This is a genomic window from Pseudomonas sp. LS2P72, from assembly GCF_054897865.1.
On the sequence record NZ_CM142708.1, the window covers coordinates 3,164,105 to 3,178,390 of the forward strand.

A 14,286-nucleotide genomic window follows, 5' to 3' on the forward strand; every position below is an offset into this window, starting at 1 on the left:
AGCAGGCTCGCTCCCACAGGGGCAGTAGTTCTCATAAGGATTACTGGCACTTGAGCTGACTGGCGGTTGTTGCCAGAAAAAAGCCAAAAGAGTACAAATGTACTCCATGACGACTTTAACTCCCCGCCGTACCGCCATCCTGACCTTTATCCGCGATCGAATCGCCGAGTATGGTCAGTCCCCGAGCCTCGCTGAAATCAGCGAGGCGTTCGGTTTCGCCTCCCGTAGCGTGGCGCGCAAGCATGTGCTGGCGCTGACCGAGGCCGGTTTCATCGAGGTCAATCCACATCAGGCACGGGGCATTCGTTTGCTCGGGCAATTGGCGCGGCCCGAGTTGCTGGACATTCCGGTACTCGGTCGGGTGGCGGCGGGTGCGCCGATCGGTGCCGATGCCGAGGTTCACAGCCGCTTGCTGCTCGATCCGTCGATCTTCTCGCGGGTGCCGGATTACATGCTGCGGGTGCAGGGCGACTCGATGATCGAGGACGGCATTCTCGACGGCGATCTGGTGGGCGTGCACCGCAATCCCGAGGCGGTCAACGGCCAGATCGTCGTCGCGCGACTCGACGGCGAAGTCACCATCAAACGTTTCGAACGGGTCGGCGAAGTCGTCCGATTGCTGCCACGCAATCCGGCCTATCAGCCGATCATCGTCGAAGCCAGTCAGGACCTGGCCATCGAAGGGGTGTTCTGCGGTCTGGTGAGGCAAGGGTGATGGGCGCCGTCGTTGCGCTGGATACGCTGTTCAATGGCGGCCAGGTCTGGAAGGGCCGGCCTGCGCCACCAGCCGTCAGCCCGCAACCCACCGGGCATGCCGCGCTGGATGCGGCGTTGCCCACCGGTGGCTGGCCGGAAGCGGCGCTGACCGAAATCCTTTTGGCCGGGCAGGGGGTTGGCGAGTTGCAACTGGTGTGGCCGGCACTGGCGCGGTTGTCCGCGGCGGGCGAGCGCATCGTGCTGGTGGCCCCGCCTTACGTGCCCTATCCCCAGGCCTGGCAGAACGCCGGGGTCGATCTGCGTCAGTTGTCGATCATCCAGGCCAGCGAGCGCGATGCCTTGTGGGCAGCGGAACAATGCCTGCGTTCGGGCAGTTGCGGCGCAGTGCTGTGCTGGCCGCACAAGGCCGATGACCGGGCGTTGCGGCGCTTGCAGGTGGCGGCGGAAACCGGCTCGACCCTGGCGTTTGCCTACCGCTCGCTCAATGAGGCGATCAACCCTTCGCCAGCAGCATTGCGCATCGCCATCGATGCCAGGCCTGCGCAATTGCGCGTGCTCAAGTGCCGGGGCGGGTTGGCGCGTTCGGCGCCGATTGCCTTCCCTGTGGGACATTGAGGTTGCCATGCGCTGGGTCTGCATTCTTTTCCCTCAATTGGCGCTTGACGCGGTACTGCGTCAGCGCGCCGATCCCGATGAGCCGCTGGCGCTGCTGACCGGCCCGGCCCAGCGCCGGGTGTTGCAAGCGGTCAACGCTTCGGCCCGGGCGCTGGGCTTGCGTCCGGGCCAGTCGATGACCGCCGCCCAGGCCTTGAGCAAGGGTTTTGTCACGGCTGAATACGACGCTGCCGAGATCGAGCACTGGCAGCAGTTTCTGGCCGCCTGGGCTTATCGATTCAGTTCACAAGTCAGCGTGCATTACCCGCGAGCGGTGGTGTTTGAAATCGAGTCCAGCCTGGGGTTGTTCGGGGACTGGCCGCAGCTCGAAGCGCGATTGCGCGCCGAACTCGGCGAGTTGGGGTTCCGCCATCGGATTGTTGCTGCGCCCAACCCGGTGGCAGCGCGAGTGCTGGCCAACGCTTATGACGGTCTGGTGGTGCCCGACGATCAAGCCTTGCAGCATCATCTTGGGCAGTTGCCCATCGACCGGATCGGGCTGGAAACCAGCGTTGCCACCGCGTTGTCGCGCATGGGGCTGCGCACCTTGAGTCAGGTTCAGGCGTTGCCTCGCCATAGTCTGGCCCGGCGTTTCGAGGCCCAGGTGCTCAAGCATCTGGACGCCTTGCTCGGGTTACGGCGGCTGGCGTTGGCGTTCTACCTGCCGCCGGACCGGTTCGATGTGCGCATCGAGCTCAACTTTGACGTGCAGTCCCATCAGGCGCTGCTGTTTCCGTTACGCCGGCTGACTGGTGACCTGTCGGCGTTTCTGTGCGGTCGGGACAGTGGCGTGCAGCGTTTCGACCTGCACCTGGAACACGCCGGCTTGCCGGACACCGTCATCAAGGTCGGCCTGCTCAGCGCCGAACGTGATCCGGCGATGCTCTTTGAACTGGCCCGGGGCCGATTGGAGCAGGTTCAGGTCGAGGCCCCGGTGCGCGGTTTTCGCCTGCGCGCCGAAGATTTGCCGGCCTTCGTTCCCCAGCGCCAGGAACTGTTCGACGACCGCCCGCAGCAGTCCTTGCCCTGGGAGCAATTGCGCGAACGCTTGCGCGCGCGGTTGGGGGATGACGCGGTGCAGGGCTTGCGGTTCCAGGCCGATCACCGGCCGGAATGCGCGTGGCAGGCCAGTGTCGACAGTCAGCGCTGTGCAGGGCTGCCTGCGGTGCAACGTCCCGGCTGGCTGCTGACTGAACCGTTGGCGGTACACGAAGGCTCGACGCGCATCCTGATGGGCCCGGAACGCATCGAGTCCGGTTGGTGGGACGGCGACGATGTGCGCCGCGATTACTTCCTGATCGAAACCCGTTCCGGCCAGCAGGGCTGGGCCTATCGCGCGGTCGGTGAGGACGGCCCGTTGTGGCTGCAGGGCTGGTTCGCATGAGCATCGACTATGCCGAGTTGCACTGCCTGTCGAACTTCAGTTTCCAGCGCGGTGCTTCCAGTGCCCTCGAACTCTTTCAGCGGGCGAAAAAGCAGGGCTATCAGGCCTTGGCGATCACCGATGAATGCACCCTGGCGGGTATCGTCCGCGCCTGGCAAGCGGCCAAATCCGTGGAGCTGCCGCTGATTATCGGCAGCGAAGTGCGCATCGAGAACGGTCCGAAACTGGTGTTGCTGGTGGAAAACCTCGAGGGTTACCAGACCCTGTGCCGACTGATTACCCGAGCGCGGCGCCGCACGCAGAAAGGCCAGTATCAAGTGCTACGGGAAGACTTCAGCGAACCCTTGCCGGGGTTGTTGGCGTTGTGGGTGCCGGACGCGGTCGATGACTTCGAACAGGGCCACTGGCTGAAACAGACCTTCGCCGAACGCCTGTGGCTGACTGTCCAGTTGCATCGCGGCCAGGACGATGCCCGGCGACTGGGCGCACTGCTGGCCCTGGCGAGGGAATTGCGGATTCCGGCGGTGGCCAGCGGCGATGTGCATATGCACGCTCGTGGGCGGCGCGCCTTGCAGGACACCATGACCGCGATCCGTCATCACCTGCCGGTGGCGGAGGCCGGGTTGCGTCTTCATCCCAATGGCGAGCGGCATGTGCGCAGTCTCGAGGCTCTGCAATCGATCTACCCGCAAACACTGCTCGACGAAACGCTGAACATCGCCCGGCGCTGTACTTTTGATCTCGGTCAGTTGCGTTATCAATATCCCCGGGAGTTGGTGCCGGAAGGCCAGACAGCCACATCCTGGCTGCGGCATTTGACCGAAGAGGGCATCGCGTGGCGCTGGCCAAAAGGCCCGCAGACCCAGGTGCTGACGCAGATCGACAAGGAACTGGAGCTGATCGCCGAACTGGGCTACGAAAGCTATTTCCTGACGGTTCACGACATCGTGCGATTCGCCCGTGAGCAGAAAATCCTGTGTCAGGGCCGTGGTTCGGCGGCCAACTCGGCGGTGTGCTTTGCCTTGGGCATCACGGAAATCGATCCGGATCGTACCACGCTGTTGTTCGAGCGCTTTCTCTCCAAGGAACGCAACGAACCGCCGGACATCGACGTCGATTTCGAGCATGAGCGTCGCGAAGAAGTCCTGCAGTACGTGTTCCAGCGTTATGGCCGGCGCCGCGCGGCGCTGACGGCGGTGGTCAGCACGTATCACGCGGCCGGCGCGGTGCGTGATGTGGCCAAGGCCTTGGGTTTGCCGCCGGATCAGATCAACGCCCTGGCCGATTGCTGTGGCCACTGGAGTGATGAAACACCGCCCGTGGAACGCCTGCTTGAAGGCGGGTTCGATCCCGAGAGCCCGGTGCTGCGCCGGGTGCTGAGCCTGACGGGGCAACTGATCGGTTTCCCCCGGCACCTGTCCCAGCACCCCGGCGGTTTCGTGATTTCCGAGCAGCCTCTGGACAGCCTGGTCCCGGTGGAAAACGCCGCCATGGCCGAGCGCACCATCATCCAGTGGGACAAGGACGACCTCGATGCCGTCGGGCTGCTCAAGGTGGATATCCTGGCGTTGGGCATGCTCAGTGCGATCCGCCGCTGTTTCGATCTGTTGCGCCGTCATCGCCATCGGGACCTGAGCCTGGCGACGATCCCGTCCGAAGATGCGCCCACCTACGAAATGATTGGCCGTGCGGACACCATCGGTGTGTTCCAGATCGAGTCCCGGGCGCAGATGTCGATGCTGCCGAGGCTCAAACCGGTGAATTTCTACGATCTGGTGATTGAAGTGGCGATCGTCCGTCCGGGGCCGATTCAGGGCGGGATGGTACATCCGTACCTGCGCCGCCGAAACAAGGAAGAACCCGAGATCTATCCGTCCCCGGCACTGGAAACCGTGCTCAAGCGCACGCTGGGCGTGCCGCTGTTCCAGGAGCAAGTGATGCAAATTGCGATTGTCGCCGCCGACTACAGCCCCGGCGAGGCCGATCAGTTGCGCCGCTCCATGGCTGCCTGGAAACGCCACGGCGGACTGGAACCGCACAAGGATCGCCTGGCCGCCGGGATGAAGAAAAACGGCTACACGGCCGAATTTTCCGCGCAGATCTTCGAGCAGATCAAAGGTTTCGGCAGCTACGGTTTTCCCGAGTCTCACGCCGCCAGTTTCGCCTTGCTGACCTATGCCAGTTGCTGGTTGAAATGCCACGAGCCGGCGGCCTTCGCCTGTGCGCTGATCAACAGCTGGCCCATGGGTTTCTATAGCCCGGACCAGATTCTGCAGGACGCGCGCCGACATCATTTGCAGATTCGCCCGGTGGACGTGCGCGCCAGTGACTGGGATTGCAGCCTGGAGCCGATCACCGGTGCCCAGCCGGCGATTCGTATGGGTTTGCGGATGATCAAGGGCTTTCGCGAGGACGATGCCCGGCGCATCGAAGCCGCACGGTCGAAGAGGGCGTTTATCGACATTGCCGACCTCGGCGAACGGGCGCGACTCGATGCTCGCGCCCAGGAACAATTGGCCGATGCCGGTGCGCTGCGTGGCTTGGCCGGCGACCGTCATCGGGCGCGCTGGGAAGTGGCGGGGGTGCAGAAACAGCTTGGCTTGTTTGCCGGTCTGCCGAGTCAGGAGGAGGGCGCGGTGTGTTTGCCCAAACCTACCGTCGGCGAGGACCTGCTAGCCGATTACAACAGTGTCGGCACCACGCTCGGTCCGCATCCGCTGGCGTTGTTGCGGGGTGAATTGAAAGCCCGGCGCTGCCGCAGTTCGAAGGAACTGCTGGAGGTCGAGCATGGGCGACCGGTCAGTGTCGCCGGGCTGGTGACCGGTCGACAACGCCCGGGCACCGCCAGTGGTGTGACCTTTGTCACCCTTGAAGATGAGTTCGGCAACGTCAACGTCATCGTCTGGCGCGATCTGGCCGACCGGCAGCGCCAGGTGTTGGTGGGCTCGCAATTGCTCAAGGTCGACGGGCGTTGGGAAAAGGAAGGCGAGGTGCGGCATTTGATTGCCGGACGGTTGAGCGATCTGAGCCCATTGCTCGACGGCATCAGTGTGCGCAGCCGGGATTTCCGTTGACCATTAACCCCCCCCCCCCCACATTTAATACTGTCTTCGATAGTGGCACTTTGGCATAATGCCGGCCGCCGACGTCCCACACGTCGATTGTCGATTTGATTTCCCCTCGCTTTTTCGCCGCTGCAACCCGCAGTGGCTGGCTATTGCCGTGCCGGGATTAACCGTTTTTCAAAAGGAATGCGCAGTGAGAATGATCTCTCGGATGTTGGTATCGGCGGCAGTGATTGCCCTCTTCGGCGCGATGGCCGGGTGTGCGACCGAAAGCTCGCGCGCCTTGCCGGTAGAAAAGGTCGAAAGCGCCAGCCTCGCTTATGCCGGCGTTCGCGTACCCATGGCGGTCGGCAAGTTCGACAACCGCTCGAGCTACATGCGCGGGATTTTCTCCGACGGTGTGGATCGTCTCGGCGGTCAGGCCAAGACCATCCTGATCACTCACTTGCAGCAAACCAATCGCTTCAGCGTGCTGGACCGCGACAACATGGGCGAGATCCAGCAGGAGGCCGCGATCAAGGGCCAGTCCCAGCGCCTCAAGGGGGCTGATTTTGTAGTCACTGGTGATGTCACCGAGTTCGGCCGCAAAGAGACTGGCGATCACCAGTTGTTCGGCATTCTCGGTCGCGGCAAGACCCAGGTGGCCTACGCCAAGGTCAACCTGAACATCGTCAATATCAGCACCTCCGAAGTGGTTTATTCGACTCAGGGCGCGGGCGAATACGCCTTGTCCAACCGTGAAGTCATCGGCTTTGGCGGCACCGCTGCCTACGATTCGACCCTCAACGGCAAAGTGCTCGACCTGGCCATGCGCGAGGCAATCAATCGTCTGGTGGACGGCATGAATGCCGGTGCATGGAAACCGGGCAACTGATCAAGGTCATGACAAGGAGCGGTACAAGCATGTTCAGGATTTATGCGAAATGGGCGCTGATGGCGTCGACCGTGCTGGTCAGTGGCCTGTTGGCCGGCTGCAACAGCGGCCCTAAAACCCTCTACCAGTGGGAAAGCTACCAGCCGGAAGTCTACGAGTACTTCAAGGGTGAAGAACCCAAGGAAGCTCAGGCCGAAGCGCTGGAGCGCGACCTGCAGAAGATCAGGTCCACCGGCAGGACACCGCCGCCTGGCTACCACGCTCACTTGGGCCTGTTGTACCTGAGCATGGGCAAGGACGATCAGATGGTGCAGCAATTCAGAACCGAGAAGACGTTGTTCCCCGAGTCGACGCCGTACATGGACTTTCTGCTTAAGAACGCCAAGACCGGAGACACCCAATGATCGCGCACTCATTGAAACTGATGGCCGGGCTACTGGCTCTGGCGGTACTCGGCGGTTGCGTCAGCCCCAAGACCGTGGACTATTCGGCGTACAAGCAAAGTCGTCCAAAAACCATTCTGGTGCTGCCGCCGCTGAACAACTCGCCGGACGTCAAGGCGTCCTACAGCCTGTTGTCGCAGGTCACGTACCCGTTGGCTGAAGCCGGTTACTACGTGCTGCCGATCGCCCTGGTCGATGAGACGTTCCGCCAGAATGGCTTGACCACACCGGCGGATATCCATCAGGCACCGGCCAACAAACTGCAAGAAATCTTCGGTGCCGATGCTGCGCTGTACATCACCGTGACGGACTACGGCACTCGCTACATGATCATCAGCAGCGAAACCGTGGTGACGGCCAGCGCGAAACTGGTGGACCTCAAGAGCGGCACCACCCTGTGGACCGGCTCGGCTCGGGCTTCGAGCGCGGAGGGCGGTAACAACGGTGGCGGTGGTTTGGTTGGCATGCTGATTACGGCGGCGGTGAAGCAGATCATCAACAGTTCCACCGACGCCGGTCACCCGATTGCCGGCGTGACCAGCGCTCGGCTGCTGTCGGCAGGACAACCGGCGGGGTTGCTGTACGGACCGCGTTCGCCGAAATACGGCACTGATTGAGATTGTTTTCACGCTCACGGGCCACCCCTCACCCTAACCCTCTCCCCAGGGGGGAGAGGGGACTGACCGAGGTGTGTGGCGAAATTCATCGACCAGTTAAATCGAGTCGATTATGGATTCAAAACAAAAAATTCAGGTCGCCGTATACCGTGAGATACCCACGACCAGTCCCCTCTCCCTTTGGGAGAGGGTTAGGGTGAGGGGTGGATCTACCTGACACAGCACAAGTCTCACTTACTCAGCGGCCAAAACCGCTCCCCACCCCCCGGCGTCTCCGTCCACGCCTGCAACGACCGTGTCGGCAGATCAAAATAATCCCGCGTGCGCGCATACCCATGCCCACCCATCCGGCCAATCGCATCGAGCCCGAGCTGATCGATATACAAGGTTTTCGGGTCGATCAATTCATCCCGCACATGCGCCATCAGCACTTCGCCAAAGATAATCTCCCGGGACTGCCCGATGGACAGTGCCATCATCCGCCGACACTCCAACGCCACCGGGGCTTCGCCGATCCGTGGGCATTTGACCCTGGTCCCGGGAATGGCAGTGAGGCCGGCGGCCGTCAGTTCGTCGAAACCCGGGGCGAACGGCACGGCGCAGACGTTCATGGCTTCCACCAGGGCATCGCTGACGATGTTCACGGTGAACTCCTGATTGAGCTGGATATTGCGCGTGGTGTCTTTGGGGCTTTGGTCGCCGTAGTTTTCCACGCCCAACGCGAGGATCGGCGGGTCCGCCGAGAGGGCGTTGAAGAAGCTGAAGGGCGCGGCGTTGATCCGACCTTCGCCGTCGATGGTGGTGACCAGGGCAATCGGCCGTGGCACCACGCTGCCGATCAGAATCTTGTATTTGTCTCGCGGGCTCAATTGGCTGAAGTCGAAGCTTTGCATGGGCAGGACTCTCTAAAGAAGGGGATCAATCGCGCTCAGCGGCGCGTGTGCGCTGTAGTCGTCAGCGAACGGGATGGCCGGTTTGAACAGGCCTTTCCAGTCCGGTTGGCCGAAGGCCCGGTCGCTGTGGCTGCGCATCAGTTTTTCGAATTGTTGTTGGGCCTGGCGTTGCAGGGCGGGGTAATCGACGCCTTGAACCTGACCGTTCTGCATCACGCAGCGGCCATTGATGTAACTGGCGATGCAGTCGTCACCGCGCCCGGCCAATACCAGGTTTTTCAGTGGGTCGAACAGCGGCCCCAAATGCTGGCCGCGAAGGCTGAACACCGTGATGTCGGCTTTGGCGCCCGGCGCCAAGCGGCCCAAATCATCGCGACCCAAGGCTTTGGCGCCGCCGAGAGTGGCCGCATTGTAAAAATCCAGCGTGCGGGTCAAGGAACCACTGCCTTCCATCAATCGCGCGATGTTCAGACCCTGGCGCATGTTTTCCAGCATATCCGCCGGCCAGGTGTCGGTGCCCAAGGCGAAGTTGATGCCCTTGGCCTGATAGCGACCGAAGGAGTTCAGCGCCTCGCCGTCACGGGCAAACACCACCGGGCAATGCACCAGACTCGCACCGCCATCCACCACGCGTTGCAGATCGTCATCGCCGGAGGTGTAGATGCCGTGGGGCAACAGACTGCGCGGGGTCAGCAGATTCAATTGCTGCAACCAACCCAGCGGCGAAGTACCGCGCAGGTGCTCGACCATCGCCACCTCACCGAGCCCCTGACAGCAATGCAAACGCATCGGCGCGTTCAGTTCCCGACTCAGCGCGGCAGTGCGTTGCAGCAGGGCCGGGGTGCAGGTCTGGATGCGGTCCGGCAGCAGCGCGCCACGAATCAATCCCTCGTGCGCGCCGTCGAAATCACGAAAAAACCGAGCAGCCGCGTCGAGCCCGGCCAGGCCTCGCGCTTCATCCCAGTGATGCCCGAGGCTTCCATCGGCGCGCCAGTAACTCATGCCGCTCATGTAGCAGGGGCCGAGGTAAGTCCTCAGCCCCAACTCGGCCGCCACGCCGGCCACCGCAGAAAATTCGTCGTACGTCTCGGCCCACTCGCGGTAATACATCGAGGTGATCGGCATGGCGGTGGTGATGCCGTTGCGGATCAGCTGAGTGAAGGCGTAGCGGTATTTGAAGACTTCTTCATCCGCGCTGTAACTCTCTCGCGGACCTGCCGTCAGGTAGTCCTCGGACCACATCCGACCCATGTCGCGTTCATCGCCGTTGTCCAGCGTCAGAACCGTCGAATCAAGATCCCCGAGTGCATCCAGATCAATGAAGCCCGGGCCGATCAACGCGTTGCCGTAATCAATCCACTGATCCACCGGCCCCGGATAATCGCGCCCGACAAACACGATGCGCGAACCTTCGAACACCACTTCGCCGTCGCGCCACAGCACATGCTGGGTGCCGTCGAAACCAACGACGCAGCTGCTCTTGAGGCCAATGCGCTTCACAAGCGACTGTCCAAGAGTTTGCCGGCTGCAGCGATCAACTCACCGCCGCGATAAACCTGTCGCACTGGCCGCGACACCACCGCCTCACCCAGCGTCTGCACCGGCATCAGCAAAAAGTCCGCCGGTTGGCCGATCTCCAGCCCATAACCTTCACAGCCCAACGCCCGAGCGCCATTCACCGTCGCGGCTTCGAACGCCGCCGTCAGTTCATCGTCCTTGTTCAAGTCGAAACGAAACGCCAGCAGCATCGCCCGTTCCAACATGTCGCCGTTGCCCATTGGCGACCAGGCATCGCGAATGCCGTCCGAGCCCAGGCACACGTTCACCCCGGCCTCGCGCAGAGCGAGGAACGGCGGCACCGCGCAATCGGCCGGTGCCGAACTCATCAGCGAAATGTTCAGCGCCGCCAGGCGTTCGGCCACCGGTTTGACCTGGCTCCACGGCAACATCCCAAGGCAGTAAGCGTGGCTGATCATCACCCGACCCTGACGCCCGAAGCGTTCGGTGTAGTCGGCGATCAGTGCGATCTGCCACAGGCCCAGTTCGCCCTTGTCGTGCAGGTGAATGTCGACGCCACGCTCGAATTCGCTGGCCAGCTTAAACACGAAGTCGAGCTGTGCGATGGGGTCGTTGTCGATGCCACACGGGTCGAGGCCGCCGACGTTTTCCACGCCCAGGGCCATGGCTTCGCGCATCAGTTCGGCGGTGCCGGGGCGGCTGATCAGGCCGGTTTGCGGGAACACCACCAGTTGCAGGTCGATCAGGTCGCGGTAGCCTTCGCGCAGCTGTTGCATGGCTTCGACATGGCGCAGGCCGAATTCCGGGTCGATGTCGACGTGACAACGCATTGTCAGCGAGCCACGGGCGATGCAGTTTTCCAGCAGGGCGCCGGCGCGTTGGGCAATCGGTGCCTGGACGTCACGCAGCACGCGGCGCTCGTTGGCGATGTAGTCCTTGAGCGTCGGGCCGGCGCTGTTCGGGCGCCAGGGTTGGCCCCAGAGGGTTTTGTCGAGGTGGACGTGGCTTTCAACCAGAGCAGGGGTGAGGAGCTGGTTTTGGCCGTCGATGTCGGTGGCGACTAGTGCCGCATTGGACGCGGGGCGGCGTTGCTTGAACAGGCCGTTTTCGATCAGCAGGTCTTCGGCGGTTGAACCGTAGGGGCGCACGTTGCGTAGCCAGCGGGGTTGGGTCATTTCAAACCTCAAATTTTTTGGTGTTAGGGAGGGCCTCATCGCGAGCAAGCTCGGCTCCTACAGGGGCGGTGTGTGGCCAAAAACATCGCAGCAACCGCGAATCCTGTAGGAGCCGAGCTTGCTCGCGATGGCCGCGACTCGGTTTCAAGCCAGTCAATCAACCCTTGAGCTTCGACCAGATCCGGTCCTGCAGCTCGCGCGCCTTGTTGCTGCACTCTTTTTCCGGGCGCAGGCGCGAGGCGAACTCGTCGGGCATATTGATCGCGTCCATCACCCGCCATTTGGCGTCGATCAGCTTGTCGCTCTGGATGCCGTTGGCGTAGGCGATGGCGTTGGACACGGCGGCGGCGTTTTCCGGTTTCATCATCCAGTCGATGAAGAGCTTCGCGTTGCCAGGGTGCGGGGCGCTTTTCGGTACGGCGAAGTTGTCCTGGAACATCGCCAGGCCTTCGCGCGGGTACACGTACTTGATGGTGCTTTTTTGCAACGTGGCCCGGGCGGTGGAGCCGTTCCAGTTCTGCATCATGATCACTTCACCGGAGGCCATGCGGTCGACGGTGTTGTCCGAGCTGTACATCTTCAAGTGTGGTTTCTGTTTTTTCAGCAGCTCCAGAATGCGCTTGGCGTCTTGCGGGTTTTCGCTGCACTCGTCGACGTTCAGGTAATGGCTGGCGGCGTTGATCACACTGCTGGAGGTGTCGAGGGCGGCGAGTTGGCCTTCGAGTTCCTTGCGCGGTTCGAAGAACTCTTTCCACGAATCGTCCAGTTTGCCGCCGGGCACCCGCGCGCTGTCATAGGAAAACCCGGTGGTGCCCCACAGATACGGGGCGGAGAACTTGCGACCGGGGTCGAAAGCCGGGTCGCGGAAGGCCGGTTTGACGTACTGGAAGTTGGGCAAGGTCGACGCGTCGATTTGCAGTAGCAGGTTCTGGTTGATCAACGTGCGCATGATCGATTGCGACGGCACGATCACGTCATACGCCGCGCCACCGGCCTGCAACTTGGCCAGCAAAGTTTCGTTGCTGTCGTAGCCGTCCATGGTGACTTTGATCCCGGTCTCCTTTTCAAACTTGGCCAGCAGATCGACCGGGTAATAGTCGGTCCAGTTGTAGAAGAACAATTGCTTGGGTTCGGCGGCCTGCGCGGTGAAAACGCTGAAACAACTCAGGGCCAGACCGGCGACGCCGTAACGCATGCTTTTTAGATTCATTGGCTTTTTATTCATAACAGCAGGCTCCAGGCTCATTGGTTTTTGCCGCGCTGTCCCAGCCAGAAGGCCAGCACCACCAGCACGATGGAAATCACCAGCATCAGGGTCGAAATCGCGTTGATCTCCGGCGTGACACCGGATTTGATCGCCGAGAAGATGTACACCGGCAACGTCGTCGAACCGGGTCCGGCAACGAAGAAGGTCATGATGAAATCGTCGAGGCTGACCACGAACGCCAGCACCGAACCGGACAACACCGCCGGCCACAACAGCGGCAAGGTGACCCGGCGAAACACCTGCCACGGGTTGGCGTACAAATCGTTCGCCGCCTCCAGCAAGCTCTTGTCCAGGTCATTGAGCCGCGCGCGGATCGGCAGGTAGGCAAAAGGAATGCAGAAGCCGATGTGCGCGACGATTACCGTCAGCAAACCGAGCTTGATCCCCAGCGCCATGAACAACAGCAGCGTGGCGACGGCGGTGACGATCTCCGGCAGGATCAGCGGCAGGTTGATCCCGCCCTCGACCATCTTCTGTCCATAGAACGGCCGGTACGTCGCCAACGCCGCGAGCAAGGCAATCGCCGTGGCACACACCGTGGCGATGCCGGCGACGATGATCGAGTTCAGCGCGGCGGTCTGGATCGACGGGTTGGCCAGAATCCTTCCGTACCAGGCAAAGGAAAACTCGGTCCACACCGTGGCCGAACGGTTGGCGTTGAAGCTGTAGGCGATCAGCACAAAGATCGGCACGTACAGATAGGCCAGGATCAACAGACTGACTTCGCGGGTCAGCGGCAGTTTTTTCAGGTGCAGGGCGATCATGCGGTGGCTCCCCGACGTAGAGTTTTGGCGGCGCTGCGGCTATAGAGGGCGTAACCCACCAGCGAAAGCAGCAGAATCCCCAGCAGCAGGAACGACAGCGAACTGCCCAGCGGCCAGTTGCGCGCGGTGCCGAACTGTTGCTGGATCAGGTTGCCGATCATCAGCGTCTTGCCGCCGCCGAGAATCGCCGGGGTGATGAAGGCGCCGAGGCTCGGCACAAACACCAGCAGCGCACCGGCAATCACGCCGGGCATCGACAGCGGCAGGATGATCCGCCGCAACGCATGCCAGCGATTGGCGCCGAGGTCGTACGCCGCTTCCACCAGACGCCAGTCGAGTTTTTCCAGGGTCGAGTAGATCGGCAAAATCATGAACGGCAGGAAGCTGTAGACCAGCCCGACGCTGACCGCGAAGTCGTTGTAGAGCAGGGTGATGCCACCGGCCTGGGGGAGCAGCGCGTTGAGGCTCTGAGCAACCCAGCCGTGTTCGCGCAGGATGATCAGCCACGCGTAGTTGCGGATCAGCAGGTTGGTCCAGAACGGAATGGTGATCAGCAACACCATGAGGTTGCGCCGACGCGGTGTCAGGCTCGACATCCACAACGCCACCGGGAAGCCGAACAGGAAACACAGCAGGGTGGTGCCGCCGGCCTGGAACACCGAGCGCAACAGCGCCTGGGCGTAGACCCAGTTCAGTTCCAGTTCACCGTCGAAACCTTCCTGGAAAAACAGCTGCACGTAGCTTTGCAATTGCCAGTCGGCCTGCCAGTCGACGCCGCCATACACGTTGCGCGGCAGCAGGCTGATGTAGCCCATGATGCCGAGCGGAATGGCGATCAGCGCCAGTAAAGTCAGAACCACCGGGCTGAGCAACAGCGCACGGTTGAGGGCGGGAGAAGTGCTGCTGACGCTCATC

Annotated in this window: 13 protein-coding genes; 7 read left to right on the plus strand and 6 right to left on the minus strand. The window is 62.1% G+C overall.

Features of this window, described 5'->3' with window-relative positions; genetic code table 11:
- Positions 1-97: 97 nt before the first annotated feature.
- From lexA to ACYZUA_RS14665, 7 genes are all read left to right on the plus strand, one after another.
- Complete coding sequence (gene lexA, locus ACYZUA_RS14635; protein WP_461963817.1) at positions 98-715, plus strand: transcriptional repressor LexA; 618 nt, start codon at positions 98-100, stop codon at positions 713-715.
- The gene (gene imuA, locus ACYZUA_RS14640) at positions 715-1,332 is read left to right on the plus strand and encodes a translesion DNA synthesis-associated protein ImuA (RefSeq protein WP_461963819.1); all 618 of its coding nucleotides are present in this window, start codon (positions 715-717) and stop codon (positions 1,330-1,332) included. Before lexA ends, imuA begins: the two co-directional genes overlap by 1 nt.
- Before the next feature lie 7 nt (positions 1,333-1,339).
- Positions 1,340-2,755 carry a Y-family DNA polymerase gene (locus tag ACYZUA_RS14645; protein ID WP_461963821.1) on the plus strand — a complete coding sequence of 472 codons (1,416 nt, stop codon included), beginning with the start codon at positions 1,340-1,342 and terminating at the stop codon, positions 2,753-2,755.
- Positions 2,731-5,829, plus strand: a complete 3,099-nt coding sequence (locus ACYZUA_RS14650; RefSeq protein WP_461963823.1) for an error-prone DNA polymerase — start codon at positions 2,731-2,733, stop codon at positions 5,827-5,829. The genes ACYZUA_RS14645 and ACYZUA_RS14650 overlap by 25 nt, the downstream gene beginning before the upstream one ends.
- Before the next feature lie 190 nt (positions 5,830-6,019).
- Positions 6,020-6,694, plus strand: coding sequence for a CsgG/HfaB family protein (locus ACYZUA_RS14655; RefSeq protein ID WP_449643625.1), 675 nt, complete (start codon positions 6,020-6,022; stop codon positions 6,692-6,694).
- Between the two features lie 59 nt (positions 6,695-6,753).
- Positions 6,754-7,098 carry a DUF4810 domain-containing protein gene (locus ACYZUA_RS14660; RefSeq protein ID WP_405046683.1) on the plus strand — a complete coding sequence of 115 codons (345 nt, stop codon included), beginning with the start codon at positions 6,754-6,756 and terminating at the stop codon, positions 7,096-7,098.
- Positions 7,095-7,754, plus strand: a complete 660-nt coding sequence (locus tag ACYZUA_RS14665) for a DUF799 domain-containing protein (RefSeq protein WP_461963825.1) — start codon at positions 7,095-7,097, stop codon at positions 7,752-7,754. The genes ACYZUA_RS14660 and ACYZUA_RS14665 overlap by 4 nt, the downstream gene beginning before the upstream one ends.
- A 230-nt stretch (positions 7,755-7,984) precedes the next feature.
- Here ACYZUA_RS14665 and ACYZUA_RS14670 read toward each other — a convergent pair whose 3' ends face one another.
- From ACYZUA_RS14670 to ACYZUA_RS14695, 6 genes are all read right to left on the minus strand, one after another.
- Positions 7,985-8,647 (minus strand): flavin reductase family protein, encoded by a 663-nt coding sequence (locus ACYZUA_RS14670; protein ID WP_461963827.1) that lies wholly within the window; start codon positions 8,645-8,647, stop codon positions 7,985-7,987.
- A 12-nt stretch (positions 8,648-8,659) separates the two neighbouring features.
- The gene (locus tag ACYZUA_RS14675) at positions 8,660-10,147 is read right to left on the minus strand and encodes an amidohydrolase family protein (RefSeq protein ID WP_461963829.1); all 1,488 of its coding nucleotides are present in this window, start codon (positions 10,145-10,147) and stop codon (positions 8,660-8,662) included.
- A complete protein-coding gene (locus tag ACYZUA_RS14680) occupies positions 10,144-11,340 on the minus strand; it encodes an amidohydrolase family protein (protein ID WP_461963831.1) in 1,197 nt (398 codons plus the stop codon). Before ACYZUA_RS14680 ends, ACYZUA_RS14675 begins: the two co-directional genes overlap by 4 nt.
- A 157-nt stretch (positions 11,341-11,497) precedes the next feature.
- Complete coding sequence (locus tag ACYZUA_RS14685; RefSeq protein WP_461963982.1) at positions 11,498-12,550, minus strand: extracellular solute-binding protein; 1,053 nt, start codon at positions 12,548-12,550, stop codon at positions 11,498-11,500.
- Positions 12,551-12,582: 32 nt separating this feature from the next.
- A complete protein-coding gene (locus tag ACYZUA_RS14690; RefSeq protein WP_046048507.1) occupies positions 12,583-13,371 on the minus strand; it encodes an ABC transporter permease in 789 nt (262 codons plus the stop codon).
- Positions 13,368-14,285 carry an ABC transporter permease gene (locus tag ACYZUA_RS14695; protein WP_461963834.1) on the minus strand — a complete coding sequence of 306 codons (918 nt, stop codon included), beginning with the start codon at positions 14,283-14,285 and terminating at the stop codon, positions 13,368-13,370. The genes ACYZUA_RS14690 and ACYZUA_RS14695 overlap by 4 nt, the downstream gene beginning before the upstream one ends.
- Between the last annotated feature and the right edge of the window lies 1 nt (position 14,286).

Coding starts and splice junctions, on each gene's coding strand:
- ACYZUA_RS14680 (WP_461963831.1), bottom strand. CDS start 11,340: ATGACCCAACCCCGCTGGCTACGCAACGTGCGCCCCTACGGTTCAACC.
- ACYZUA_RS14670 (WP_461963827.1), bottom strand. CDS start 8,647: ATGCAAAGCTTCGACTTCAGCCAATTGAGCCCGCGAGACAAATACAAG.
- ACYZUA_RS14665 (WP_461963825.1), top strand. CDS start 7,095: ATGATCGCGCACTCATTGAAACTGATGGCCGGGCTACTGGCTCTGGCG.
- ACYZUA_RS14685 (WP_461963982.1), bottom strand. CDS start 12,550: ATGAATCTAAAAAGCATGCGTTACGGCGTCGCCGGTCTGGCCCTGAGT.
- ACYZUA_RS14645 (WP_461963821.1), top strand. CDS start 1,340: ATGCGCTGGGTCTGCATTCTTTTCCCTCAATTGGCGCTTGACGCGGTA.
- ACYZUA_RS14655 (WP_449643625.1), top strand. CDS start 6,020: ATGATCTCTCGGATGTTGGTATCGGCGGCAGTGATTGCCCTCTTCGGC.
- lexA (WP_461963817.1), top strand. CDS start 98: ATGTACTCCATGACGACTTTAACTCCCCGCCGTACCGCCATCCTGACC.
- ACYZUA_RS14690 (WP_046048507.1), bottom strand. CDS start 13,371: ATGATCGCCCTGCACCTGAAAAAACTGCCGCTGACCCGCGAAGTCAGT.
- ACYZUA_RS14660 (WP_405046683.1), top strand. CDS start 6,754: ATGGCGTCGACCGTGCTGGTCAGTGGCCTGTTGGCCGGCTGCAACAGC.
- ACYZUA_RS14695 (WP_461963834.1), bottom strand. CDS start 14,285: ATGAGCGTCAGCAGCACTTCTCCCGCCCTCAACCGTGCGCTGTTGCTC.
- imuA (WP_461963819.1), top strand. CDS start 715: ATGGGCGCCGTCGTTGCGCTGGATACGCTGTTCAATGGCGGCCAGGTC.